At 66.9% G+C, this 25,675-nt stretch carries 23 protein-coding genes; 4 read left to right on the forward strand and 19 right to left on the reverse strand.

Going from position 1 to position 25,675, the window contains the following annotated elements:
- Nucleotides 1-282 precede the first annotated feature (282 nt).
- Nucleotides 283-1,041, forward strand: a complete 759-nt coding sequence (locus AC1DSC_RS08125; protein ID WP_436287732.1) for a fumarylacetoacetate hydrolase family protein — start codon at nucleotides 283-285, stop codon at nucleotides 1,039-1,041.
- On the opposite strand, the gene AC1DSC_RS08130 is transcribed toward AC1DSC_RS08125, so the two are convergent.
- A complete protein-coding gene (locus tag AC1DSC_RS08130; protein ID WP_027729590.1) occupies nucleotides 990-1,952 on the reverse strand; it encodes a LysR family transcriptional regulator in 963 nt (320 codons plus the stop codon). The two genes, AC1DSC_RS08125 and AC1DSC_RS08130, sit on opposite strands and share 52 nt — an antisense overlap.
- Before the next feature lie 94 nt (nucleotides 1,953-2,046).
- Here AC1DSC_RS08130 and AC1DSC_RS08135 point away from each other — a divergent pair, with 94 nt between their 5' ends.
- Nucleotides 2,047-3,240: an MFS transporter gene (locus AC1DSC_RS08135; RefSeq protein ID WP_436287733.1), complete on the forward strand. Its 1,194-nt coding sequence runs from the start codon at nucleotides 2,047-2,049 to the stop codon at nucleotides 3,238-3,240.
- 43 nt (nucleotides 3,241-3,283) lie between these two features.
- The gene (locus tag AC1DSC_RS08140) at nucleotides 3,284-4,315 is read left to right on the forward strand and encodes an aldo/keto reductase (protein WP_369663039.1); all 1,032 of its coding nucleotides are present in this window, start codon (nucleotides 3,284-3,286) and stop codon (nucleotides 4,313-4,315) included.
- On the opposite strand, the gene AC1DSC_RS08145 is transcribed toward AC1DSC_RS08140, so the two are convergent.
- Nucleotides 4,282-5,001, reverse strand: a complete 720-nt coding sequence (locus AC1DSC_RS08145; protein ID WP_436044065.1) for an FMN-dependent NADH-azoreductase — start codon at nucleotides 4,999-5,001, stop codon at nucleotides 4,282-4,284. The two genes, AC1DSC_RS08140 and AC1DSC_RS08145, sit on opposite strands and share 34 nt — an antisense overlap.
- A 100-nt stretch (nucleotides 5,002-5,101) precedes the next feature.
- Between AC1DSC_RS08145 and AC1DSC_RS08150 the strand changes: the two genes are divergently transcribed.
- A complete protein-coding gene (locus AC1DSC_RS08150; protein ID WP_436287734.1) occupies nucleotides 5,102-6,022 on the forward strand; it encodes a LysR substrate-binding domain-containing protein in 921 nt (306 codons plus the stop codon).
- 333 nt (nucleotides 6,023-6,355) lie between these two features.
- Here the strand turns inward: AC1DSC_RS08150 and AC1DSC_RS08155 are convergent, their stop codons facing one another.
- The 17 genes from AC1DSC_RS08155 to AC1DSC_RS08235 form a co-directional block, all read right to left on the reverse strand.
- On the reverse strand, nucleotides 6,356-7,261 hold the full coding sequence (locus AC1DSC_RS08155) for an SDR family oxidoreductase (RefSeq protein ID WP_012748016.1): 906 nt from the start codon (nucleotides 7,259-7,261) through the stop codon (nucleotides 6,356-6,358).
- 117 nt (nucleotides 7,262-7,378) lie between these two features.
- Nucleotides 7,379-8,317: a glutathione S-transferase family protein gene (locus tag AC1DSC_RS08160; RefSeq protein WP_012748017.1), complete on the reverse strand. Its 939-nt coding sequence runs from the start codon at nucleotides 8,315-8,317 to the stop codon at nucleotides 7,379-7,381.
- A gap of 32 nt (nucleotides 8,318-8,349) precedes the next feature.
- Nucleotides 8,350-9,990 (reverse strand): isovaleryl-CoA dehydrogenase, encoded by a 1,641-nt coding sequence (locus tag AC1DSC_RS08165; RefSeq protein ID WP_436287735.1) that lies wholly within the window; start codon nucleotides 9,988-9,990, stop codon nucleotides 8,350-8,352.
- A 32-nt stretch (nucleotides 9,991-10,022) separates the two neighbouring features.
- Nucleotides 10,023-11,039, reverse strand: coding sequence for an NADP-dependent oxidoreductase (locus tag AC1DSC_RS08170; protein WP_027729637.1), 1,017 nt, complete (start codon nucleotides 11,037-11,039; stop codon nucleotides 10,023-10,025).
- A gap of 22 nt (nucleotides 11,040-11,061) precedes the next feature.
- Nucleotides 11,062-11,526, reverse strand: coding sequence for a PaaI family thioesterase (locus AC1DSC_RS08175; RefSeq protein ID WP_012748020.1), 465 nt, complete (start codon nucleotides 11,524-11,526; stop codon nucleotides 11,062-11,064).
- Nucleotides 11,527-11,883: 357 nt separating this feature from the next.
- Nucleotides 11,884-12,678 carry an SDR family oxidoreductase gene (locus AC1DSC_RS08180; RefSeq protein ID WP_307592741.1) on the reverse strand — a complete coding sequence of 265 codons (795 nt, stop codon included), beginning with the start codon at nucleotides 12,676-12,678 and terminating at the stop codon, nucleotides 11,884-11,886.
- 31 nt (nucleotides 12,679-12,709) lie between these two features.
- The gene (locus AC1DSC_RS08185) at nucleotides 12,710-13,012 is read right to left on the reverse strand and encodes a Dabb family protein (RefSeq protein WP_027729639.1); all 303 of its coding nucleotides are present in this window, start codon (nucleotides 13,010-13,012) and stop codon (nucleotides 12,710-12,712) included.
- 22 nt (nucleotides 13,013-13,034) lie between these two features.
- Nucleotides 13,035-13,271 carry a hypothetical protein gene (locus AC1DSC_RS08190; RefSeq protein WP_018904488.1) on the reverse strand — a complete coding sequence of 79 codons (237 nt, stop codon included), beginning with the start codon at nucleotides 13,269-13,271 and terminating at the stop codon, nucleotides 13,035-13,037.
- Between the two features lie 2 nt (nucleotides 13,272-13,273).
- Nucleotides 13,274-15,127, reverse strand: coding sequence for an acyl-CoA dehydrogenase (locus AC1DSC_RS08195; RefSeq protein WP_436287736.1), 1,854 nt, complete (start codon nucleotides 15,125-15,127; stop codon nucleotides 13,274-13,276).
- 87 nt (nucleotides 15,128-15,214) lie between these two features.
- Complete coding sequence (locus AC1DSC_RS08200; protein WP_436287737.1) at nucleotides 15,215-16,390, reverse strand: acetyl-CoA C-acyltransferase; 1,176 nt, start codon at nucleotides 16,388-16,390, stop codon at nucleotides 15,215-15,217.
- Between the two features lie 43 nt (nucleotides 16,391-16,433).
- Complete coding sequence (locus AC1DSC_RS08205; RefSeq protein WP_436287738.1) at nucleotides 16,434-17,909, reverse strand: M20 family peptidase; 1,476 nt, start codon at nucleotides 17,907-17,909, stop codon at nucleotides 16,434-16,436.
- Nucleotides 17,910-17,931: 22 nt separating this feature from the next.
- Nucleotides 17,932-20,037: a 3-hydroxyacyl-CoA dehydrogenase NAD-binding domain-containing protein gene (locus AC1DSC_RS08210; protein ID WP_436287739.1), complete on the reverse strand. Its 2,106-nt coding sequence runs from the start codon at nucleotides 20,035-20,037 to the stop codon at nucleotides 17,932-17,934.
- Between the two features lie 152 nt (nucleotides 20,038-20,189).
- On the reverse strand, nucleotides 20,190-20,885 hold the full coding sequence (locus AC1DSC_RS08215) for an ABC transporter ATP-binding protein (protein ID WP_012748028.1): 696 nt from the start codon (nucleotides 20,883-20,885) through the stop codon (nucleotides 20,190-20,192).
- A gap of 367 nt (nucleotides 20,886-21,252) precedes the next feature.
- Nucleotides 21,253-22,029, reverse strand: a complete 777-nt coding sequence (locus AC1DSC_RS08220; protein ID WP_012748029.1) for an ABC transporter ATP-binding protein — start codon at nucleotides 22,027-22,029, stop codon at nucleotides 21,253-21,255.
- A complete protein-coding gene (locus tag AC1DSC_RS08225) occupies nucleotides 22,029-23,357 on the reverse strand; it encodes a branched-chain amino acid ABC transporter permease (protein ID WP_027729939.1) in 1,329 nt (442 codons plus the stop codon). Before AC1DSC_RS08225 ends, AC1DSC_RS08220 begins: the two co-directional genes overlap by 1 nt.
- A gap of 4 nt (nucleotides 23,358-23,361) precedes the next feature.
- On the reverse strand, nucleotides 23,362-24,315 hold the full coding sequence (locus AC1DSC_RS08230) for a branched-chain amino acid ABC transporter permease (RefSeq protein WP_012748031.1): 954 nt from the start codon (nucleotides 24,313-24,315) through the stop codon (nucleotides 23,362-23,364).
- Nucleotides 24,316-24,395: 80 nt separating this feature from the next.
- The gene (locus AC1DSC_RS08235; protein WP_012748032.1) at nucleotides 24,396-25,634 is read right to left on the reverse strand and encodes a branched-chain amino acid ABC transporter substrate-binding protein; all 1,239 of its coding nucleotides are present in this window, start codon (nucleotides 25,632-25,634) and stop codon (nucleotides 24,396-24,398) included.
- Nucleotides 25,635-25,675 lie beyond the last annotated feature (41 nt).

A 25,675-nucleotide genomic window follows, 5' to 3' on the forward strand; every position in this document is an offset into this window, starting at 1 on the left:
CCGCGAATGTCCTCCGGCCTGCGGCCTCCCCCTTGATTTCGCTGCGCAAGGCACCCCATCAGCGGGAGCGTGATCAGAGCACTGGTTGATCAGCGGTGCACCCAGAGCGTGCCCAAGTGCACAGGGCATCGGGTGCTCCCCGCAGCGAAATCAAGGAGGAGGCCGCAGGCCGGGGGACATTCGCGGAGGGGAGTACCCGGTGGCCTGTGCACGCGCCCTGAACAACAGCGCCAAGAACAAGATACAAAAGCAGCGAAGACAATCCAACCCATGACCCCTTCAATGACAGCCCTCGCCAACGCCCTGATCCAGGCCCGCCAAAGCAACCAGACGCTCGATGCCACGTCCTGGCTCAACACGCTGGAGACGGCCGACCAGGCCTATGAAGTGCAGGACGCCGTCGCTTCGGCGCTGGCCTGGTTCGGCGGCCAGGCCGTGCCCCGTTATTGGAAATCCGGCGGCGCCTCGCGCAGCGCCACGCTCACGCATGCGCCGCTGCCCCCGGCCGGCGTGCGCGCGGGCCCGGCGGATTTCAGCGACATGGCCTTTCACGTGCCTGGCATCGAGGCCGAGATCGCGCTGCGCCTCGGGCAGGACGTGACGCCCGCCATGGCCGCGAAGCTCGACCATGGCGATGCCGCTTCGCTCATCGATGCCATGGCCGTCTCGGTGGAAATCGTCGATTCGCGCTGGCAGGACCTGGCCGCCACGCCCGCCCTGCTGCGCCTGGCCGATTCGCAGGTGCACGGCGCGCTCGCGATTGGCGAGTGGCAGCCCTATGCGGCCGTCGACTGGGCTTCGCAGCGCTGCGAAACAAAAGTCGGCAGCGCCGAAACCGTGGTGCGCGAAGGCACCCATCCGCTCGCCGATCCGGCGTGGCTGCTGCCGGCCTGGCTGCGCCACGCCACGCGGCACGGGCAGACCGCGCCGGCTGGCACCGTCGTCACCACCGGCTCGTGGATCGGCATCGTGCCCTGCCGCCGCGGCGATCAGGTGGCGGTGGAGTTCGCGGGCATCGGCGCGCTGCGCTTGAGCGTGTAGCGCCCTCCTCCCACGCCCGAGTACGCCACCAGGAAGTCGAGCACCGCGCGCACGCGCGCCGGCAGCGTGCCGGCCTTGCCGATGTACACCGCGTGGATCGGCTCCACCTCGCCGGGGTTGAATTCCTCGAGCAGCGGCACCAGCCGGCCGGCATCGATGTCGTGCTGGACGTGGTACAGCGACAACCGCGCCACGCCCGCGCCGGCAATCGCCAGCTGGCGCAGGGTTTCGCCGTCGCCCGCGCGCACCGGCCCGGCCACGGGCACCGCAATCATTCGTCCATCCACGCGCAGGGGCCAGTCGGGCGTATTGCGGCGGTAGCTCCAGCCCAGCCGGTTGTGCGCCTCCAGCTCCTGCGGCGTGCGCGGCGTGCCGTACTTCTCAAGGTAGCCCGGCGAGGCCACGATGGACTGGCTGGTCTCGCCCAGGCGCCGCGCCACCAGGTCGGACGGCGGCAGCTGGCCCCAGCGGATCGCGATGTCGGCGCGCTCGTCCATCAGGTCGACGATGCGGTCGGTCAGCGCAATGTCCAGCGTGATCTGCGGATGCAGCTCGAGCAGGCGCGGCACCAGCGGCACCAGCTTGTGGTGCCCGAAGGACACGCTCGCGTTGATGCTCACGCGCCCGCGCGGCGCGGCACCCGCGGCGGCGCAGCGCTCGGCCTCGTCCATGTCGGCCAGCACGCGCGTGCTGCGCTCGTAGAAATGCAGGCCCTCGGGCGTGAGCTGCAGCTTGCGCGTGGAGCGGTACACCAGCTGGATGCCCAGCCGCAGCTCGAGCCGCGCGACCAGCTTGCTCACCGCGGAAGGCGTCATGTCGAGCAGCCGCGCCGCCGCGGAAAACCCGCCGGATTCGACCACCTGCACGAAGGCTTCCATTTCGCCGGAGCGGTTGACGTCGATGCGCGGCATTGCGGATGTCCTTGTCTGTGACTTCAATTCACAAGTGCGTGTAGCAGCGGCATTCTAGTCATCAAGGCCGGATGCCCGCACAGTACAGGACATCATGCCAATCGCTCTACTCGCCCTTACCGCCGGTGCCTTCGGAATAGGCACCACCGAATTCGTCATCATGGGCCTGCTGATGCAGGTCTCGGCGGATCTGCACGTCTCCATCACGGCCGCCGGCCTGCTGATCTCGGGCTATGCGCTCGGGGTGGCCGTGGGCGCGCCGATCCTCACCATCGCCACCCGCAAGCTGCCGCGCAAGACCGTGCTGCTCGCGCTGATGGCGATCTTCACACTCGGCAACCTGGCCTGTGCGCTCGCGCCCAGCTACGAGCTGCTGATGGCCGCGCGCGTGGTCACCTCGCTCGCGCACGGCACCTTCTTCGGCGTCGGCTCGGTGGTGGCCACCGGACTCGTGGCGCCGGAACGGCGCGCCTCGGCCATCGCCATCATGTTCACCGGCCTCACGGCCGCCACGCTGCTGGGCGTGCCGGCCGGTGCCTGGCTCGGGCTGCACTACGGCTGGCGCGCCACCTTCTGGGCGGTAACGCTGATCGGCGTGCTGGCCTTTGCGGTGCTTGCCGTGTTCGTGCCCCGCGTCAAGGGCGAAGCCAAGACGGCGCCGCTGCGCGAGGAGCTCGCGGTGCTCGCGCGGCCGCAGGTGCTGCTCGGCCTGGCGATGACGGTACTCGGCTTTGCGGGCGTGTTCGCGGTGTTCACCTACATCCAGCCCTTGCTGACGCAGGTCACGGGCCTGTCCGGATCGGCGGTGTCGCCGATCCTGCTGGTGTTCGGCGGCGGCCTGGCCGTGGGCAACATCCTCGGCGGCAGGCTGGCCGACAGGTCGACCATGCCGGCCGTGCTCGGCACGCTGGTGGCGCTGGCCGCGGTGCTCGGCGCGATGCAGTTCACCATCGGAACGCCGTTCGCAGCGGTGGTGTTCGTCGGCCTGCTCGGCATTGCTTCGTTTGCCACCGTGGCGCCGATGCAGCTGCGCGTGCTCGAGAAGGCCTCGGGCGCGGGCCAGAACCTGGCGTCGAGCCTCAACATCGCGGCCTTCAACCTGGGCAATGCGCTCGGCGCCTGGGTGGGCGGCGTGGTCATCGACCATGGCCCGGGCCTGCGCGCGCTCGGCTGGGTGGCCGCGCTGCTCACGCTCGCCGGGCTTGCGATCGCGCTCTGGAGCCGTGCGCTCGACCGGCGCGAAGGCGGCAATGCCGGGGCGGCCGATTGCGCGTCGGCCCGGGCCTGAACTCTCCATTCTTTTTTTTCAACGACCACAAAGACACGACATCATGGAACAACGCTTTCTCGGCCGCTCCGGCTTCAAGGTTCCCGCACTCGGCTTCGGCGCCGGCACTTTCGGCGGACAGGGCCCGCTCTTCAGCGCCTGGGGCAACACCGACGTGGAGGGCGCACGCAGCATCGTCGACCTGGCGCTGGACGCCGGCGTGACGCTGTTCGACACGGCCGACGTGTATTCGAACGGCGCTTCGGAATCGATCCTCGGCGCCGCGCTCAAGGGCCGGCGTGACAAGGCCATCATCTCGACCAAGCTCGCGCTGCGCGCCGGCGACGGGCCGAACGACGTCGGCGCCTCGCGCCACCACCTGATCGCCGCGACCGATGCCGCGCTCAAGCGCCTGGGCACCGACTACATCGACATCCTGCAGCTGCACGCCTTCGACGCGATGACGCCGGTCGAGATGGTGCTCGACACGCTCGACGACCTGGTGCGCGTGGGCAAGGTGCGGCTGATCGGCGCCTCGAACTTCTCTGGCTGGCAGCTGATGAAATCGCTCTCGGCCTCCGACCGGCTCGGGCTGCAGCGCTTCGTGGCCAACCAGACCTACTATTCGCTGATCGGACGCGACTACGAATTCGAGCTGATGCCGCTGGGCCTGGACCAGGGCCTGGGCGCCATCGTCTGGAGCCCGCTCGGCTGGGGCCGCCTGACCGGCAAGGTTCGCCGCGGCCGGCCGCTGCCCGCCGGAAGCCGCCTGCATGAAACCGCCGGCTTCGCGCCGCCGGTGGACGACGAGCGCCTGTACCGCGTGGTCGATGCGATGGACCAGGTGGCCGAAGAAACCGGCAAGACGCTGCCGCAGATCGCGCTCAACTGGCTGCTGCAGCGGCCCACCGTGTCGAGCGTGCTGATCGGTGCGCGCAACGAGGAGCAGCTCAGGCAGAACCTCGGCGCGCTCGGCTGGCAGCTCAGCGCCGACCAGATCCAGCGGCTCGATGCGGCCAGCGCAGTGACGCCGCCCTACCCTTACTACCCGTACTGGAACGGTCAGTTCGCCGAGCGCAGCCCGGTGGCCGTGTGAGCTGAGCGCGGCTCGGCGGCGAGCCGGTCCACCAGCCCATCGACCTTCCGCTCTGCCTGCCGCAGCGACTCGGCCAGCTGCTCGCCGCCGAACTCGTCGCACTCCACCGCGGCCTCGAACACCTCGGTGATGCCGATGTAGCCGAACACCGAGCGCACCGTGCGCTCGGCATGGTTCAGGTGCGCGATGCGCCCGCCCGGGTCGTAGCCGTGGTCGCCGCGCGCGCCGAGCAGCACCATGCGCTTGCCCGCGTCGGCGAGCATCGGCCAGTACGGCACCGCGCCGCGCGCACGGTCGAAGCCGAAGGTGCGGCCCACGCGCACGATGTTGTCGATCCAGGCCTTGAACTGCGCGGGCACGCTGAAGTTGTACATCGGCAGGCCCACCACGATCAGGTCGGCGGCCACGAGCTGGTCGACCAGCCGGTCGCTCTCGGCCAGCGCCTCGGCCATCCAGGGTTCGCGCTCGGCGGGCATGGTGAAGGCAGCATGGATCCAGCGGGCATCGACATGCGCGGGCGGATGCTGGCCCACGTCGAGGTAGTCGACGCGGTCGTCCGGCCGCGCCTCGCGCCAGCGCTCGACAAAACGCGCGGACAACCGGCGCGTGTGCGAGCCATGAGCGTCGATGCCGGAGCGGCCCGGACGGGCACTGGCGTCGATGTGAAGAAGGTTCATTGTATTCATGGATGAATTTCTCTGTTCTGTCTTGCGCTGCCACAATGGCGGTACAGGTCTCTAATCTAGAGAAGTAGACGACCTCCGACAAACGATCATTTCTCCATCGATGAACGAGATTGGCTCATCCGTGCGGCGCCCCCGGCACCTGCCGCCCCTGCTCTCGTTGCGGGCCTTCGAAGCGGCGGCCGCGCACCTGAGCTTCCAGCGCGCGGCGCTCGAGCTGTCGGTCACGCCCTCGGCCATCAGCCACCAGGTGCGCGCGCTCGAAGACACGCTGGGCCGGCCGCTGTTCCGCCGGCTCACGCGGCAGCTCGCGCTGACGCCCGCGGGCGAGCGGCTGTTCGACGACCTGCGCGCCGGCTTCGACGCGCTGGAGGCCGGCGTCGAAAGGCTGCGCCAGCCGTCGGCCCCGCAGGCCGTCACGCTCACCACCAACACCGCCTTCGCGGCCCGCTGGGTGCTGCCGCGCATGGCGGCCTTTCGCAAGGCCTGCCCCGGCATCGAGCTGCGGCTGCATGCGAGCGACACGCTGGTCGACCTGGCGCGCGGCGGCGCCGACATTGCCGTGCGCTCAGGCAGCGGCAACTGGCCGGGCCTGGTGTCGCGCGAACTGATGCCCGAGCGCTACGCGCCGCTGTGCAGCCCGATGCTGGGCCTGAAGCGCGCGGCCGATCTGCCGAAGCACGAGCTGATCCATTGCGACTGGCAGCCCGGCGCAGCGGCGCCCGCGCTGTGGCCGCGGTGGTTCAAGAAAGCCGGCATCGCGCCGCCGCGCGGCCGGTCGATGAAGGCCGCGGGTCTGTCGTTCTCGGACGAGACCCACGCCATCCTTGCCGCGCTCGCGGGCCACGGCGTGGCGCTGCTGAGCCTCACGCTCGCAGCGGAGGAGCTGCGCAGCGGCGCGCTGGTGCAGCCCTTCGGCCCGGCGCTCGACACGGGCAGCTACTTTCTCGCGGTGGCCGCCGGGCATGAGGGCGAGCCGGCCGTGCGCGCCGTGTGGGAGTGGATTGCTTCGCAGGCTGCCTGAGGGCTGAAATCTGCCGGTGAATGACCCACTGCGGTTCAGGGCGCGCTCCCGCCGACGGGGTACCTTGCTCCGCGAATGTCCCCCGGCCTTCGGCCTCCTCCTTAATTTCGCTGCGCAAGGCACCCCATCGACGGGAGCGTTATGCGGAGCGGTCGTTGATCAGCGATACACAACGAGCGTGCCCAGTGCACAGGGCATCGGGTGCTCCCCGCAGCGAAATCAAGGAGGAGGCCGCAGGCCGGGGGACATTCGCGGAGGGGAGTACCCGGTGGCCTGTGCACGCGCCCTGAACAAGAACAACAGCGCCAAGAAACACAGCGCCCTGAACAAAGCTCACCCCGCCCGCAGCTGCTCCCGCAACTTCTGCCCGATCTCCGGCCGCTCGAGGAACGGGTCGGCCGGGTTCTTGACCGCCACGATGTTCTCCATGCGGCTCCTCACGTTGCCCAGCGCCTTTGGATGGCTGAACACATAGAACTGGTTGTCGCTGATCGCGTCGAACACCTTCGCCGCCACTTCGGCCGCCGTGATCTTGCCGCTGCTCACCGCCTTGTTGCTCATGGCCTGGCCGATCAGCTGGCTCTTGGTGAGCTCGGTTTCCTTGGGCGCGTTCGGGCGGTTGCGCTCGCTGCTCGTGATGCCGGTCGGCACGAAGTACGGGCACAGGAGGCTCGCGCCGATCTGGTCGGTGACCAGCGTCAGGTCCTGGTACAGCGTCTCGGTGAGGCTCACCACCGCGGCTTTCGCTGCGTTGTAGATGCCCATGTTGGGCGGCGTGAGCAGACCGGCCATGCTGGCCGTGTTGGTGATGTGGCCGCGGTAGGCCGGGTCCTTGGCGGCGGCCTCGAGCATCATCGGCGTGAACAGGCGCACGCCGTGGATCACGCCCCACAGGTCCACGCCCAGCACCCACTCCCAGTCGGCCACGGTGTTCTCCCACACCAGGCCGCCCGCGCCCACGCCGGCGTTGTTGAACACGAAGTGCGGCGCGCCGAAGCGCTCCTTCACCGCAAGGGCCAGGGCTTCCATCTGCGCGGCGTCCGACACGTCGACCTTGCGCGCCAGCACCTGCGCGCCGGCGGCTTCCATCTCGGCGCGGGCCTTGTCGAGCGCGTCCTGCTGCACGTCGACCAGCACGAGGTTCATGCCGCGCGCAGCCCCGATGCGCGCGCATTCGAGGCCGAAGCCCGAACCCGCGCCGGTGAGTACGGCCGTCTTGCCCTTGAAGTCCTGAATCATTTGCCGGTGTCCTTCTTGCGTTGAATGTCTCTGACTGAGCTTGGAGCCGCTATTGAAATACGGAACGCGCCGCGGCGCAGTCACGAAGGTGCCCATGCCGGCGCTTCTGCTTCTTCTTCAGGCCTCCGCTTTCTTCAGCACGTAGCCGATGCGCGGGAAGTGCACGTGCACCGTGCCCACGCGCTCGTGGCTGCGCTCCAGCGTGTAGTGCGTGCGCGTGGCGGCCACCAGCGTGCCGGGGGTTTCCTCCAGGCCGAAGCTCTCGGCGCGAATGGTGACCGCAGTGCCCAGCGCAATGCCGTGGTCGTCCTGGAAGGTGCTGTCTGTCAGCAGCGTGTGCGGCGTGCCGGCCTTGGCGATGGCGATGGCTTCGTCCGAGCTGGATTTTTCGATGCTGCCGTGGCCGATGGCGGCCATGCGGTCCATCCAGTCGACGACCGCGGGCGTGAGGTCGAGGATGCCGCGCACCGAGTCGATGCGGCGCGTGTACCAGAGCGGGTGGTAGACCGAGAAGTCGGCAATGCACGGCACCTCGCCCAGCAGGTAGGGCTTGTCGTCGAGCATGTCGGACAGGCGGCGCAGGTACGACTTGTACGCGCTGGTGGCATCGGCCGGACGCAGCCGCGTCATGTTGCCCGTGCTCATCTTCGCGCGGTCTTCGCCGAAGGCCTTGGCGGCTTCGGGCGGCGCTTTCGCAAACAGCTCGGCCGCGCCGCGGGGCTGCATGCTCCAGGCCATGGCGGCCCAGAACAGCGTGGTGTCGGCCCACTGCGCGAGGATGCGCGACATGCCTTTTTCGGGCTCGGGGTAGAGCGTGGCTTCGGGCTGCAGGTGCTCGAGCACGTCGGCGATCAGTGCGCTGTCGCAGTAGATGTCGGCGCCGATCTGCAGGAACGGCGTCTTGCGGTAGCCGCCCGTGAGCACCTCCACGTCGGGCTTGGGCATGACGGGCGGAATGAGCACGGACTTCCACGCCAGCTTCTTGGCGCCGAGGATGAGCCGCACCTTCTCGGAAAACGGCGAGGTGTTGTAGTGGTGCAGGATGAGTTCGGCCATGTGCTGGTTTCCCGTGGATGAAATGTTGGAGCTCAGCGCGGCTGCGCGCGCTCGATGATCGAATCGAAATCGGTGCCCGCGCCCAGCGTGCCGAAGGCATTGCCCCAGTCGCCGCCCAGCCGCGATGCGCAGAAGGCGCCCACGACGGCCGGCGGTGCGGTCTGTGCGAGCAATGCCGCCTGCACCGCCAGGGCCACGTCCTGCGCGAGGCGGCGCGCCTCGGCCTCGGAAGCCATGGCCTCGATGCGGGCCGGCAGCGCATCGGCCAGGCGGTCGAGCGCCGCATGCTGGCCGCGCGCGGGCGCCAGCTCCTTGGCCAATGCGGCCACGGCATCGCCCTTGCGCAGGCCGCGCAGCAGGTCGAGCGCCATGATGTTGCCGGCGCCTTCCCAGATCGAGTTGAGCGGCATCTCGCGGTAGATGCGCGCCATGATGCCCTCGCCGCCCTCTTCCACATAGCCGTTGCCGCCGAGGCATTCCATGGCTTCCTGGGCGAAGTGGCTGCCGCGCTTGCAGATCCAGAACTTGGCGACCGGCGTGAGCAGGCGCGCCATCAGGCGCTCGTGCTCGTCGGCCTGCCGGTCGAAGGCGCGCGCGAGGCGAATGGCCAGCGCGGTGGAGGCCTCGCTTTCGAGCGCGAGGTCGGCCAGCACGTTCTTCATGAGCGGCTGTCCGATCAGCGGCTTGCCGAAGGCCATGCGCTGGCTCGCATGGTTGAGCGCGATGCCGAGCGCCTGCCGCATCAGGCCGCTGGTGCCCAGCGCGCAGTCGAGCCGGGTCATGGTGCCCATCTCGAGGATCTGCGGAATGCCGCGGCCCTCTTCGCCCACGAGCCAGGCGCTGGCGCCGTGGAACTCGACCTCGGAGCTCGCATTGGCCTTGTTGCCGAGCTTGTCCTTCAGGCGCTGGATGTGGATGGCGTTGCGGCTGCCGTCGGGCAGCACGCGCGGCAGGAAGAAGCAGCTCAGGCCGGCCGGCGCCTGCGCGAGCACCAGGAAGGCGTCGCACATCGGCGCCGAGAAGAACCACTTGTGGCCGGTGATCGCGTAGCGCTCGCCCCAGGCGTCGCTGCCATCGCGCACGGCCTGCGTGGTGTTGGCGCGCACGTCGGAGCCGCCCTGCTTCTCGGTCATGCCCATGCCCATGGTCACGCCGGGCTTGTCCTTGAACGAAGCGAGCGCCGGGTCGTACCAGAGGCTGCCGAGCTTCGGGCCCCAGTCGGCGTACACGGCGGCATTGCTGCGCAGCGCCGGCGTGGCGGCGTAGGTCATCGAGACCGGGCAAAGGATCGATGGCTCCAGCTCGGTGAAGAGCATGAAGCCGGCCGCCCGCAGCACGTGCGGCGAGGCCGAAGTGCCCGTCCAGGGCGTGCCGTGCAGGCCTGCGCCCACGGCGGCGGCCATGAGCACGTGATAGCTCGGGTGGAACTCCACCTCGTCGATGCGCCGGCCGAAGCGGTCGTGCGTGTGCAGTTCGGGCGGATGGGTGTTGGCGAGCCGCGCATGCGCCTGCATCTCGGCCGAGCCGATGGTTGCGCCCAGCTCGCTCAGCTGCGCGAGCTGAAGCGATGGCGCATTGAACTTCAACGCATCGCGCAGGGGCCGGTTGGTTTCGAAGAGGTTGTAGCCCACCAGCGGCTCGGGCTGGTTGAACACCTCGTGCGTCGTTTCCATAAACCGGCCTCCTTGCCGTGCGTTCAGCTCATTCAGACTAGCTTGACGAGCTGCTTGCCGAAATTCTTGCCCTTGAGCAAACCCAGGAAGGCCTCAGGGGCAGCCGCTATGCCTTGCGCCACCGACTCGCGCGGCCTGAGCTTGCCGCTGGCCACCAGCGCACCGAGCTCGGCCAGCGCCTCGGGCCACACTTCCATGTGCTCGCTCACGATGAAGCCTTCGATCTTCATGCGGTTGATGAGGATCAGCGCCGGGTTCGCGAGCGGCAGCGGCTGGCCGTCGTAGCCCGCGATCATTCCGCACAGCGCCACGCGCGAGAAGGCATTGGCGCGCAGCAGCACGGCGTCGAAGATGTAGCCGCCCACGTTCTCGAAATAGCCGTCGATGCCATTCGGGCAGGCTTCCTTGAGCGCGGCGCTCATGCTCTTGGCGTCGGGGTGCTGGCGGTAGTCGATGCAGGCATCGAAGCCGAGCTCGTCGGTCACGTACTTGCACTTGTCCGGCCCGCCTGCAATGCCCACCACGCGGCAGCCGCGCGCCTTGGCCAATGCACCGAAGGCGCTGCCGACCGCTCCGCTGGCGGCCGTGACCACCATCGTCTCGCCGGCCTTCGGCGCAATGATCTTCACGAGGCCGTACCAGGCCGTGACGCCCGGCATGCCGACCGCGCCGAGGTAGTGCGACAGCGGCACCTGCGTGGTGTCGACCTTCTTGAGCGCGCCGGGCTGCGAGGCATCGACCACGCTGTATTCCTGCCAGCCGCCGAAGCCCACCACCTTGTCGCCGACGGCGTACTTGGGGTGCTTGCTCTCGACCACTTCGCCGGCCGTGCCGCCCTGCATGACCTGGCCCAGCGGCTGCGGCTGGGCGTAGCTCTTGGAGTCGTTCATGCGACCGCGCATGTAGGGGTCGAGGCTCATGTAGTGGTGGCGCACCAGCACCTGGTTGTCCTTGAGCGCGGGCGTCTCGGCGGTCACGAGCTTGAAGTTGCCGGCAACGGCTTCGCCTTCGGGGCGGTTGTCGAGGTGGATCTGCTTGTTGGTGGGCATGGGGGTCTCCGGGAAAATGCAATCAATCGGTGGAAGGTGGGCGCATCGCATTGGCGCTCGCGGGGCCGGTGGGCAGGCGGCGCTTCACGTACTTGAAGGTGCCGGTGGCGTGCGCGCACACGCGCTCCAGTTCGTCGTAGATCTTGGCCTCGGTGAAGGCCAGCGTCGCGGTGCGGTGGATCAGCGTGCCGCGCGCATGCAGCGGACCGACCGAAGGCTGCATGAAGCTGGTCTTCATCTCGATGGTGACCACGCCGGTTTCGGGCGCCACGCTGCGCGCGGCGGCTGCCATGGTGATGTCGAGCAGCGTCATGCAGGCGCCGCCGTGCGTCACGTCGAAGGTGTTGAGATGTTCGGGCTTGGCGGTGTAGATGATCTCGGACTCGCCGCCCTCGAACTTGGTGAGCTCGAAGCCCAGGTGCCGCGCGAACGGGATCTGGCTCGTGTAGGAGAGGATGTTGATGTCGGTGGAATCGGGGGAAGGCATCTCAGGTTTGCTTTGCGTGTCGTGTTGTGGGGTTCATGTGTTCGGGGCGCTGTTGTTCTTGTTCGGGGCGCGTGCACAGGCCACCGGGTACTCCCCTCCGCGAATGTCCCCCGGCCTGCGGCCTCCTCCTTGATTTCGCTGCGGGGAGCACCCGATGCCCTGTGCACCTGGGCACGCTCGTTGTGTACCGCTGATCAACCGGTGCTCTGTCCAACGCTCCCGCCGATGGGGTGCCTTGCGCAGCGAAATCAAGGAGGAGCGCGAAGCGCGGGGGACATTCGCGGAGCAAGGTACCCCATCGGCGGGAGCGCGCCCTGAACAACCCACAACCCGGCCGGTCAAAGCGCGAGCCCGCATCTAGGCCCCGAGCACCACGCTCACGCCGCCGTCCACCGCCAGCCACTGGCCGGTAATGTGCTTGCCCGCATCGCTCGCATACAGCAGCGTCAAGCCCTTCAGGTCTTCGTCGTCGCCAAGCCGCCCGAGCGGCGCATGCGAGGCCATCTTTTCCTCGCCCAGCGACTTGATCAGCCCGGCGGCCATCTTGGTCATGAAGAAACCCGGGCAGATCGCGTTCACGTTGATGTTGTACTTGCCCCATTCGGCGGCCAGCGTGCGCGTGAAGCCGATCACCGCGGTCTTGGAGGTGTTGTAAGCCAGCGTCTGCATCTCGGGCGGGTTGCCATTGAGGCCCGCGATCGAGGCGATGTTGATGATGCGGCCCGTCTTCTTCGGGATCATGTAGCCGTTGGCCACATGCTGCGAGAGGATGAAATAGCCGCGCACATTGAGGTTCATCACCTTGTCCCAGGCCTCCACCGGATGGCTTTCTGCCGGCGCGCCCCAGCTGGCGCCCGCGTTGTTCACGAGGATGTCGATCGCGCCCATGCGCTGCAGCGTCTCGTCGGCCAGGCGGCGCGTGTCTTCTTCCTTCGAACAGTCAGCGGCGATCCAGCGCGCGTCGATGCCGGCCGATTGCAGCTCGGCCGCGGCCTGCTCCAGGTCGTCGGCCTTGCGCGAGCTCAGCATGATCTTTGCGCCGGCCTCGCCGAGGGCATGCGCCATCTGCAGGCCCAGGCCGCGCGAGCCGCCGGTGATGAGGGCGGTCTTGCCGCTGAGGTCGAACAGCTTTTGAATGGTGCGGGCGGTCATGGGAAAGTCTCCGTTGTTCGGTTTGGAATGTTCAGGCGATGTAGTCCATGCACTGGCGCGCTTCGCGCACCGCGCCGATGAAGGGCTTCAGCGCCACGTGCTGCGGATGGTCCGCATAGGCCGCGAGCGCGGCCGCGTCGGTGAATTCCGAATACAGGACCAGGTCGCAGGTCGCTTCGAGCCCGGGCTGGGCAACGGCCACCTCGAAACGCAAGGTGCCGGGCGACAGCCTGGCGCAGGCGTCGAGCAGCGCCTTGGCCTTCAGCAGGTTGGTCGCCTTGTCGGCGCCTTCGGCATGTTCCTTGAACTTCCACATCACGATGTGCTTGAGCATGGTCTGCCTTTCCTTGGCCTCGTTATTTGTCGCCGAGGCGCGAGCGCACGTAAATGAGCACAAAGCCCACCAGCGCGACCACGGCGCCGGGCACGGCCATCGACCACCCGAGCGCCGGCTCGGTGCGGCCCGTGGCAATGCCGAGGATCACGAGAAACAGGCCGCCGTAGATCAGGATCCAGATCCACTTCTCGAGCCGCGCATGCGGCTTTGGCGGCTTGACGGGGGTGGGCGTGTTGTTGGGAGCGGCGTTGGCCATTGTCAAAAAGCGTCCTCGGGCAATGCTGTACAGGTAGGGTCGCGGCTCTCGACCACGTTGAGCCAGGCACCGATTTTCGGCAGCTCGTAGTGGAAGAAGTAGTCCGTGGCGCCTATCTTGCCAGCTGTTACCGCCCTCGCCTTGTCCGCATCGATCTCCAGCGCCCGCCGCGCCACGTCCAGCCAGATCCAGGCCAGCACGGTGTGGCCGAAGGCCTGCATGTAGGGCACGGCGTTGGCCAGCGCGTCGGCCGGATCGCCGGTGGACCAGGCCGCCTGGGTGGCGTTGACGATGCGCTGCCATGCGGCGCCCAGCGCCCCGGCATGCGCCGCGAGCGCGGGCACCTTGGCCGCGTGGCCGATGGTCTCGGCGATGCGCCCGCCCAGCAGCTGCAGGCCGCGGCCCTTTTCCATCAGCACCTTGCGGCCCAGCAGGTCGGCCGCCTGGATGCCGTGCGTGCCCTCGTGGATCATGTTCAGGCGGTTGTCGCGCCAGTACTGCTCCACCGGAAAGTCGCGCGTGTATCCGTAGCCGCCATGCACCTGGATGGCCAGCGAATTGGCCTCCAGGCACCACTCGCTGGGCCAGCTCTTGGCAATGGGCGTGAGCACCTCCAGCAAGAGGCGCGCGTCGTCCGCGGCCTGCGCGTTGCCGGTCTTCTGCTCGTCGACCAGCCGCGCGCAGTACAGCTCCAGCGCCAGCGCGCCTTCGCAGTACGCTTTCTGCGCAAGCAGCATGCGGCGCACGTCGGCATGCTCGATGATGCGCACCTGCGGGCTGGCCGAGTCCTTGGCGACCGCCGTGCCGGGCTGCTCCGCCTTCTTCACGAGCCGGCCCTGCGGCCGCGTCTTCGCATAGTCGAGCGAGGCGTAATAGCCGGCCATGCCCAGCATGGTGGCGGCCGTGCCGACGCCGATGCGCGCCTCGTTCATCATGTGGAACATGCAGTGCAGGCCCTTGCCGGGCTCGCCGACCAGGTAGCCCACCGCACCTGCCTTGCCGCCGACCGGGTACTTGCCCTCGCCGAAGTTCAGCAGCGTGTTGGTGGTGCCGCGCCAGCCGAGCTTGTGGTTGAGGCCGGCGAGCGCCACGTCGTTGCGCTCGCCGGTCAACTCGCCTTGGGTGTTCACCATGCGCTTGGGCACGATGAACAGCGAAATCCCGCGCGTGCCCGGCACCAGCTTGCCGTTCGCATCCGGAATCTTCGCGAGCACGATATGCACGATGTTCTCGGTGAGCTCATGGTCCCCGGCCGAGATCCACATCTTGTTGCCCGTGAGCCTGTAGCGCGGCCCGAGCGGATCGTCCTGGTAGTCGTCGCCATCGGGCACGGCGCGCGTGGCCACGTCGCTCAGCGACGAGCCGGCCTGCGGCTCGGACAGGCACATGGTGCCCGCCCAGCGGCCCGAGAACTCGTTCTTCGCGAACACGTCCTTCTGCATCTCGGTGCCGTGCACCATCAGCAGGTTGGCGTTGCCGCTGGTGAGCATGTTCGAGCCGATGCTGACCGACGCCATCGCGAAGAAGCTGTTGGCCGCGGCCTGCAGCGTGTAGGGCAGCTGCATGCCGCCGATGTCGTAGTCCTGCGCCGCGCTCATCATTCCCGATTCGACAAAGGCCTTGTGCGCGTCATGCGTGGCCTGCGGCAGCACCACCTTCTCGCCGTCGAAATGCGGCTCCTGCGTGTCGACGATGCGATTGGCCGGCGCGTACTTTTCGCGCGCAATGCGCTCGCAGGTGTCAAGCACCGCATCGAAGGTTTCGCGCGAGTGATCTGAGAAACGCTCGCGTTGGCTCAGCGATTCCGCGTCGAGCCAGTCATAAAGCAGGAAGTCGAGGGTGGGACGCAGGCTCATGATCGATCTCGGTGTGAATGGATGCGCGGGTTCTGCGCCAGGAACACCGCGGAGGCGACACGCTGTGCGCCGCAGACTGGGCGAGAGTCAGATGATCTCGAAAACGCCGGCAGCACCCATGCCGCCGCCAATGCACATCGTGACCAGCACCTTCTTCGCGCCGCGGCGCTTGCCTTCGATGAGCGCATGGCCCGTGAGGCGCTGGCCGCTCACGCCGTAGGGGTGGCCCACGGCAATGGCGCCGCCGTCCACGTTCAGGCGGTCGGCCGGGATGCCGAGCTTGTCGCGGCAGTAGATCACCTGCACCGCGAAGGCTTCGTTCAGTTCCCACAGGTCGATGTCGTTGACCGTGAGGCCCAGGCGCTTGAGCACCTTCGGGATCGCGAACACCGGGCCGATGCCCATCTCGTCGGGCTCGCAGCCGGCCACCGCAAAGCCGAGGAAGCGGCCGAGCGGCTTCAGGCCCTTCTGCTGCGCGTACTTTTCGTCGACCACCACGCAGGCGCCGCCGCCGTCGGAGAACTGGCTCGCGTTGCCGGCCGAGATCAGGCCGCCGGGCATCGCCGAACGGATGCCGCTGATGCCTTCCTTGGTGGTGCCGGGGCGGATGCCTTCGTCGTTCTCGATCGTCACTTCCTTGGTGCGCAGGCCCATCACGGGATCGGCCACGCCGGCCAGCACGGTGATCGGTGCGATCTCGTCCTTGAATCGGCCGGCCTCGAGCGCGGCCGTGGCCTTCTGCTGGCTGGCGGCGCCGTATTCGTCCATGGCGTCGCGGCCGATGTTGTAGCGCTTGGCGACCTGCTCGGCCGTCTGCAGCATGTTCCAGTAGATCTCGGGCTTGTGCTTCACGAGCCAGGGGTCGGCCAGCATGTGCTTGTTGGCTTCGTTCTGCACGCAGGAGATGCTCTCCACGCCGCCGGCCACGTACACCTCGCCCTCGCCCGCGATGATGCGCTGCGCCGCGGTGGCGATGGTCTGCAGGCCCGACGAGCAGAAGCGGTTGATCGTCATGCCCGAAGTGGTGACCGGGCAGCCGGCGCGCAGCGCGATCTGGCGCGCGATGTTGGAGCCGGTCGCGCCCTCGGGCGTGGCGCAGCCCATGATCACGTCGTCGACTTCGGCGGCTTCGATGCCGGCGCGCGCAATGGCGTGCTGCACGGCATGGCCGCCGAGCGTGGCGCCGTGCGTCATGTTGAAGGCACCCTTCCAGCTCTTCGCGAGTGGCGTGCGGGCGGTGGAAACGATGACGGCGCTGGTCATGGTGAGGTCCTTTGAAGATGGAAGGGAAAGAGGGTTGTGGTGGTCATTGCGCCGGCGCGGCGTTGCCGTTGCGCAGGAGCTGGTGATAGAAGCCGATCATCTCGCCGTAGTTGGCGATGGAGACGCGCTCGTTGTTGCCATGGAAGCGCGCAAGGTCCTCGCCCTTCATGCGCAGCGGCGAGAAGCGGAAGACCGCGTCGCTCACGAGGCTGAAGTGGCGCGAATCGGTGGCGGCCGTCATGAGGCCGGGCGCCACCACCACATCGGGGAACGACTGGCGCACCGCCTGCTGGATCGCGCGGTAGCCGGTGCTGTCGGTCGGCGACACGGCCGACGGCTCCGAGTTGCCGGGATAGCGCTTGATCTTGATCTCGTCGTTGCCCAGGCTCTTGCGCAGGTGCGCTTCCACGCTGTCGATGCTGTCGCCCGGCAGGATGCGGAAGTTGACCGCCGCTTCGGCGCGGCCGGGCAGCACGTTGTCCTTGTTGCCGGCACGCACGATGGTCAGCGCCGTGGTCGTGCGCAGCATCGCGTTGCTGCTCGGGCTCTTTTCGAGCTGGCCGCGCACCAGCGGTTCGGTGAGCCACAGGTTGGAGAGCATGACGCGGTTCACGCCGCTCATCTCGGGCGCGAGCGCGCCGAACATCTGCGCGGCCACGCCCTTGATGCCGCCGGGCATCGGGTTGGCCTCGAGCCGCGCGAGCGCCGCACTCATGCTGCCGATGGCGCTGTGCTGCGGCGGCATCGACGAATGGCCGGGCGCAGTGTCGAGCGAGAGAAAGAAGGTCCCGTAGCCCTTCTCCGCCAGGCCGATGAGCGCCGCGGGCTTGGAAAGACCCGGCAGCACGCCGTCGAGGACCAGCAGGCCCTCGTCGAGCACCCAATCGAGCCGCACGTTGCGCGACTTGAGCAGCTCGGCAATCGGCTGCGCACCGCGCAGGCCGCTCACCTCCTCGTCGTCGCCCATCACGAGGTAGACGGTCTGCCTCGGCTGGAAGCCGCTCGCAACCAGCAGCTCGATGGCTTCCATCTGCGCGAACAGGTTGCTCTTGTTGTCGAGCGTGCCGCGGCCCCAGACGAAGCCGTCCCTGATCTCGCCCGCGAAGGGGTCGACCGTCCAGGCCTTCTCGGTACCCGGGGCAACGGGCACCATGTCCTGGTGCGCCATGAGCGCAATGGGCTTGGCCTGCGGATCGCTGCCGGCCCATGTGTAGAGCAGCGCCCTGTTGCCGACCACTTCCTTCTTGAGGGTGGCGTGGAGCTTGGGGAACTGCTGCGCGAGGTAGGCATGCAGCTTGTCGAACTCGGCCAGGTTCGCGGCCGGGTCGTCCAGGGCCGACACCGTGCGGAACGTGATCGCGGTGGACAGCCGCTTCGCGGCCGCCTGCAGGTCGATGTCCAGCTTGGGTGCGGGCGCCACCGCCAGCTGCTGCGATGGCGTGGTCCAGGTCTTGACCGCCACGGCCGCCACCAGTGCCAGAAGCACCAGCAGCAGCCCGAGAAAGATGCGTTTCAACATGGGCGGCCGGAGTCCTTCGCGATCAGCTGAACTGCTTGCCTTCGGCCACCAGCTTCTGGATCAGCGGCGCGGGCTGCCAGAACTCGGCATCGTCGCGCGGGTTCTTGGCAAAGCGCTTCATGGTTTCGGCCACGTTGTACAGGCCCACCTGCGACGCGTAGTGCATCGGGCCGCCGCGCCAGACCGGGAAGCCGTAGCCGGTGAGGTACACCATGTCGATGTCGCCCGACTTCGAGGCAATGCCGTCCTCCAGGATGTGCGCGCCTTCGTTGACCAGCGCATACACCAGGCGCTGCACGATCTCTTCGTCGGAAATCTTGCGCGGCGTGATACCCAGTTCCTTGCGGTGGTCCTCGATCATCTTGTTGACGAGCTCCGAGGGAATCGCATCGCGCTTGCCGGCCTGGTAGTCGTACCACCCTGCCCCGGTCTTCTGGCCGAAGCGGCCCAGCTCGCAGAGCTTGTCGGCCGTGCGGCTGTACTTCATGTCCGGATGCTCCACGGCCCGGCGCTTGCGAATGGCCCAGCCGATGTCGTTGCCAGCCAGGTCGCCCATGCGGAACGGACCCATCGCAAAGCCGAACTTCTCGACGGCCTTGTCGACCTGCTGCGGCGTGGCGCCCTCGTCCAGCAGGAAGCCGGCCTGGCGCGAGTACTGCTCGATCATGCGGTTGCCGATGAAGCCGTCGCACACGCCCGAGACCACGGCCGTCTTCTTGATCTTCTTGCCAATGTCCATCACCGTGGCCAGCACGTCCTTGGACGTGGCCTTGCCGCGCACCACTTCGAGCAGCTTCATCACGTTGGCCGGGCTGAAGAAGTGCATGCCGACCACGTCCTGCGGGCGCTGGGTGAAGGCTCCGATCTTGTCGACGTCGAGCGTCGAGGTGTTGGAAGCCAGGATCGCGCCCTTCTTGGCCACGCGGTCGAGCTCCTTGAACACCTTCTCCTTCACGCCGAGTTCCTCGAACACGGCTTCGATGATCAGGTCGGCATCCTTCAGGTCGTTGTAGTCGAGCGTGGTGCTCAACAGCGCCATGCGCTGCTCGTACTTGTCCTGCTTGAGCTTGCCCTTCTTGACCTGCGATTCGTAGTTCTTCTTGATGGTCGCAATGCCGCGGTCGAGCGCTTCCTGCTTCATCTCAAGAATCTTCACGGGAATGCCCGCGTTCAAAAAGTTCATCGAGATGCCGCCGCCCATGGTGCCGGCGCCGATCACGCCCACCGACTTGACTTCGCGCTTGGACGTGTCTTCGGGCACGTCTGGAATCTTGGAGGCCGCGCGCTCGGCCATGAACAGGTGGCGCAGCGCCAGCGATTCGGGCGTGAACATCAGCGCGGTGAAGATCCGGCGCTCCTCGGCCATGCCTTCGTCGAACTTCATCTTGGTGGCAGCCTGAACGGCGTCGACGCACTTGAGCGGCGCCGGGTAGTTCTTCGACATGCCGCCGACCATGTTCTTCGCGAACTGGAAGTAGGCATCGCCCTGCGGGTGCTTGCACGGCAGGTTGCGCACCAGCGGCAGCGCGTCGCCGGTCTTGCCCGCCACGCTCTTGGCGAATGCAAGGGCTTCCTCGAACACCGATTCGGGCGAGGCCGCGAGCTTGTCGAACAGCTTCTGGCCCGGCAGGCCGGCGAGCAGTTCGCTCTTGACGGACTCGCCGCTCACGATCATGTTGAGCGCGGTCTCCACGCCCAGCACGCGCGGCAGGCGCTGCGTGCCGCCGGCGCCGGGAATCAGACCCAGCTTGACCTCGGGCAGCGCAATGCTGGTGCCGGGCGCCGCCACGCGGTAGTGGCAGCCGAGCGCCAGCTCGAGGCCGCCGCCCATGCACACCGAGTGGATCGCCGCGACGATCGGCTTGGGCGAAGCCTCGAGCGCAAGGATCACGCTCAGCAGGTTGGGCTCCTGCAGCGCCTTGGGCGTGCCGAATTCCTTGATGTCCGCACCGCCCGAGAACGCCTTGCCGGCGCCGGTGATGACGATGGCCTTGACGGCGTCGTCGGCATTGGCCTTCGCGAGCCCATCGGTGATGCCGATGCGGGTCGAGAAACCGAGACCGTTGACCGGAGGGTTGGTCATTGTGATCACGGCGACATCGCCGAGCACTTTGTATTCAGCCGTCATGCTGCGTTCCTTGGTGTGTGAAGAAAAAGAAGAAAAAGCACGAGTGTTCTTTTTCGGGAGATTCTAGGCGTTTGGCGCAGCGCAACAATGGCACGCAGTCGCTGTTGGGACAAGGGGATCCGGGGCGCGGCCCGGATCCGCGGAGGGCTTCTTCAGACCTCTAGCCACTCTTTGCGAGTGGTGGCGTCAGCGCGCAGGCCGTCGGGCGTGCCGTCGAACACGATGCTGCCGTGGCCCATGACGAGCGCGCGGTCGGATATCTGCATCGCGATGGTCAGCTTCTGCTCGATCAGCAGCACCGAGATGCCCTTGTCCTTGAGCGTCTTCAGGTACTGCCCCACCAGTTCGACGATCTTGGGTGCAAGGCCTTCGGTGGGCTCGTCGATGATGATCAGGTCGGGGTCGCCCATCAGCGTGCGGCACAGCGTGAGCATCTGCTGCTCGCCGCCCGAGAGCACGCCGGCCTCGGTGTGCTGGCGCTCCTTCAGGCGCGGGAACATGCCGTACATGTCGTCGAAGGACCAGCGGCTGCCCTTGCCCGATCCTTTCTGGCCCAGGAGCAGGTTCTGGTGCACCGTGAGCTTGGGAAAGATGTCGCGGTTCTCGGGCACGTAGCCGATGCCCAGGTGGGCGATCTCGTAGGCCTTCCTGCGCAGGATGTCCTGGTCCTTCCAGCGCAGCGTGCCTTCGGCATGCACCAGGCCCATGATGGCCTTGGCGGTGGTCGAGCGGCCCGAGCCATTGCGGCCCAGCAGCGCGACGATCTCGCCGGCGCCCACGTTGAAGGAAACGCCATGCAGCACATGGCTCTTGCCGTAGTAGGCGTGGATGTCGTGAAGCTTCAGCATGTCAGTGGCTCCGCGGCGTGTTGTTGTGTTGCGGGTTGCTTGTGTCCTTGGCGTTGTTGTTCTTGGCGCTGTCGTTCGGGGTGGGTGCGCAGGCCACCGGGTACTCCCCTCCGCGAATGTCCCCCGCCTTCGGCTCCTCCTTGATTTCGCTGCGGGGAGCACCCGATGCCCTGTGCACCTGGGCACGCTCTGGGTGCATCGCTGATCAACAACCGCTCTGCATGACGCTCCCGCTGATGGGGTGCCTTGCGCAGCGAAATCAAGGGGGAGGCCGCAGGCCGGAGGACATTCGCGGAGCAAGGTACCCCGTCGGCGGGAGCGAGCCCTGAACGACGGAAACCACGTCGAGTCGAAGTGCAGTGCGTCATCAATGCCCCGCCCCTTGTGCATCGGCAACCGAAGATCCCAGATAGGCTTCCTGAACCCGCGCATTGGCGCGAACGGCAGCCGGCGTGTCGAAGGCGATGACCTCGCCATACACCACCACCGCAATCTTGTCGGCCAGCCCGAAGACCACGCCCATGTCGTGCTCCACCGTCAGCAGCGTCTTGCCGACCGTGACGTGCTTGATGAGCGAGATGAAGTGCGCCGTCTCGGTCTTGCTCATGCCCGCCGTGGGCTCGTCCAGAAGAATGACGCCGGCGCCGCCCGCAATGGTCACGCCGATCTCCAGCGCGCGCTGCTCCGCATAGGTGAGGTTCACTGCGTGCACGTCGCGCTTGCGCTGCAGGCCGATCTGCTTGATGAGCTCTTCGGTGCGCGCGTTGGCGTCGTCCAGGTTCGAGAGAAAGCGCAGGAAGGTGTAGCGGTAGCCCAGGCTCCACAGCACGCCGCAGCGCAGGTTCTCGAACACGCTGAGCTTCGGGAAGATGTTGGTGATCTGGAAGCTGCGCGACAAGCCCAGCCGGTTGATCTCGTAGGGCTTCTTGCCGTCGATGCGCTGGCCGTTCAGCAGCACTTCGCCGCTGGTGGGTGCGAGCCGCCCGCTGATCAGGTTGAACAGCGTCGACTTTCCCGCCCCGTTCGGGCCGATGATGGCCACGCGTTCCCCGGCCTTCACGGCCAGGTCCACGCCGCGGATGATTTCGGTCTTGCCGAAATTCTTGCGCAGCGACTTCAGTTCCAGTGCATATTGCGCGCTCATTACGCAGCCTCCCGGCGCTTGATTTCTGCTTCGATCTCTTCCTGCGCCTGGCCCCAGACACGCACGAAGCGCCGGCGCGCCACCTCCAGCGCAGCCAGGCCCACGGCCAGGATCGCGGCGGCGCCGAGCCAACTTGCCGCAGAGGATGTATCGATCGCCACGCCGAAGTAGTTCAGGTTGGGTCCGAGCGCTGCATTGAGCTGGATGTGATAGATCATCTCGATCAGCGCGGCGGCGCCCACCACCACCGGCACCAGTGCCACCGCGAGCGCGACGTACAGCAGCCAGAAGCGGCCGAACTTGCCGAACCTGGCAACCCGCAGGTTCATCATCACCAGGCTGGCGATGCCGCCGGGCGCGAACATCACCATGAACACGAACACCAGGCCGAAATAGAGCTGCCAGGCCTTCGAGAGCTCCGACAGCAGGATCGAGGCGAACACCAGCAGCACCGCGCCGATGATCGGCCCGAAGAAGAACACCGCGCCGCCCAGGAAGGTGAACAGCAGGTAGCCGCCCGAGCGGATGGCGCTCAGGCTGTCGGCCGCATTCACGATCTCGAAGTTGATCGACGCCAGCCCGCCGCCGATGCCCGCGAAGAAGCCCGCGATGATGAAGGCGAAGTAGCGCACGCGCTGCGTGTTGTAGCCGATGAACTCCACGCGCTCCGGGTTGTCGCGCACCGCATTCAGCATGCGCCCGAGCGGCGTGCCGGTGAAGGCATACATGAGCGCGGTGCAGACGAAGCAGTAGGCGGCGATCAGGTAGTACACCTGGATCTGCGGGCCGAAGTTGAAGCCGAAGAAGCTCGGCCCGTACACGCGGTTGGTGGTGATGCCGCCCTCGCCGCCGAAGAAGCTCGGGAACATCAGCGCCATGGAGGCCACCAGCTCGCCGATGCCCAGCGTGATCATCGCGAAGGTGGTGCCCGACTTCTTCGTCGTGACGAAGCCCAGCAGGATGGCAAAGAACATGCCGGCCAGGCCACCCACCAGCGGAATGGCCACCAGCGGAATCTGCAGCCCGCCCTTCTCGCCCATGTTCATCGCATGGATCGCAAGGAAGGAACCGAGCCCGACATACACGGCATGCCCGAAGCTCAGCATGCCGCCCTGCCCCAGCAGGATGTTGTAGCTCAGGCAGATGATGATCAGGTAGCCCATCTGCGAGAGCATGGTGAGCGCCAGGCTGCTCTTGAACAGCAGCGGCGAGACGATCAGCACGATCGCGAACAGCGACCAGATCAGGAAGCGCCCGATGTTCCAGGGCTTGAAGCGGTAGTACTGCGTGGTGGTGGCCGCAGTGGTCGTGGTGGTTGTGCTTGTCATGGCTTCAGTCCTCCCGGGTGCCAAGAAGACCCTTGGGCCTGAAGATGAGAATCAGCACCAGGAACAGGTACGGCAGGATCGGCGCGACCTGCGAGATCGTGAGCTTGAGCAGCTCGTAGCCGAAGGTCTGGTCGGTCACCGTGAAGCCCAGCATCTGCAGGCCGCCGGCAAACGACTGGTCCATGGCCACCGCGAAGGTCTGGATGATGCCGATCAGGAGCGACGCCAGGAACGCGCCGGCCAGCGAGCCCATGCCGCCGACCACCACCACCACGAAGATGATCGAGCCCACGGAGGCCGCCATCGCCGGTTCGGTGACGTAGGTGTTGCCGCCCACCACGCCCGCAAGGCCCGCGAGCGCGGCGCCGCCGCCGAACACCAGCATGAAGACGCGCGGCACGTTGTGGCCCAGCGCCTCGACCATGTCGGGGTGCTTGAGCGCCGCCTGGATCACCAGGCCGATGCGCGTGCGCGTGAGCAGCAGCCACACCGAGATGAGCATCAAGACGGCCACCAGCATGATGAACGAGCGCGACTTGGGAAACTGCGTGCCGTACAGCGAGAACAGCGGCCCCTGCAGCTGCGGCGGCAGGCCGTAGGGCACGGTCGAGCGCCCCCAGGCAAGCTGCACCAGCTCCAGGATGAGGTACGAAAGCCCGAAGGTCACCAGCAGTTCCGGCACGTGGCCGAACTTGTGGACCCGGCGCAGGCTGTAGCGCTCGAAGGCCGCGCCCAAGAGGCCCACCAAGAGCGGCGCGATGAACAGCGCCGGCCAGAAGCCGACGATGCCCGAGAGCGTGTAGGCGATGTAGGCGCCCAGCATGTAGAAGCTGGCGTGCGCAAAGTTGAGCACGCCCATCATGCTGAAGATCAGCGTGAGGCCGGAGCTCAGCATGAACAGCAGCAGCCCGTAGCTGACGCCGTTGAGCAGCGAGATGACGAAGAATTCGACGTTCATCGGTCTTTCGTGTCAGGTGAGAAAAGAAAAGGCCCGAGTGTTGAAGTCGGGCCTCGACCGGTCGGCGCGCGATCGGGCGATCAGGAGTTGTTGGGCCGCTTCATCTGGCACGAGGTGGGCGTGCTCGCAACGTAGGCTTCGTAGAACTTGACGGGCGCCAGCGTGTAGCCGGTGTTTTCCGGGCTGTAGGGGTTCTTGGCGTCGGCCTTCTGCCAGCGCGTGATCCACAGGCCCTGCTGCAGTTGGTGGTCGGACTTGCGCATCTCGACATCGCCGTTGAAGCTCTTGAACTTCATGCCTTCCATCGCGGCCGCCACCTTGACGGGCTCGGTCGACTTGGTGCGCACGAAGGCTTCGCTGAGCATGGCGTACACCGTGTAGATGTCGGTGGTGTACATGTCGTCGTTGAACTTCTTCTTGAACTCGTTCATCAGCGGCTGCACCGGGCCGGGCGCGTTGTAGTGGCTGTAGCCCACCTGGTAGACCTTGCCGTCCGAAGCCGCGCCCATGGCGGTGGGCGTGCCGTTGGTCACGGCGTAGTAGGTGTAGAACTTGACGTTCAGGCCCGAGTCGTTGGCCGACTTGATGAGCAGCGCGAGGTCGGAACCCCAGTTGCCGGTGATGACGGTGTCGGCACCCGAAGCCTTGATCTTGGCGATGTAGGGCGAGAAGTCGCGCACCTGGGCCAGCGGATGCAGGTCGTCGCCCACGATCTCGACATCGGGCCGCTTGTCCTTGAGGTTCTGCTTGGCGAACTTGGAGACCTGCTGGCCGTGCGAGTAGTTCTGGTTGATGAGGTAGACCTTCTTGATGTCGGGCTGCTCCTTCATGAAGGCGGTCAGCGCTTCCATCTTCATGGAGGTGTCGGCATCGAGGCGGAAGTGCCAGTAGCTGCACTTGCTGTTGGTGAGGTCGGGGTCGACGGCCGCGTAGTTGATGTAGAGCACTTCCTTGCCCGGGTTGCGGGCGTTGTGCTTCTCGAGCGCGTCGATGATGGCCAGCGCCGGGCCGGAGCCGTTGCCCTGCACCACGTAGCGTGCGCCCTGGTCCATGGCCGAGCGCAGCGCGCTGGTGGTCTCCTGCGGGCTCAGCTTGTTGTCGATGGCGATGACCTCGAACTTCACGCCGGCCGCGTTCTTCTTGTTGAACTCCTCGGCCAGGAACTGGAAGGTCTTGAGCTGGTTGGTGCCAACGGCGGCCATCAGGCCCGACAGCGGGTCGAGCCAGGCGATCTTCACGGTTTCGCCCTTCTGGGCCAGCGCGCCGGCGGCGCTCGCTGCAAGGATGGAGGCGGTAGCGATTTTCAGAGCGAACTTCACGATCTATTTCTCCTGGTCAAACCGATTCAAATGGCCGCACG

It is taken from the genome of Variovorax sp. 01N425, assembly GCF_056399465.1.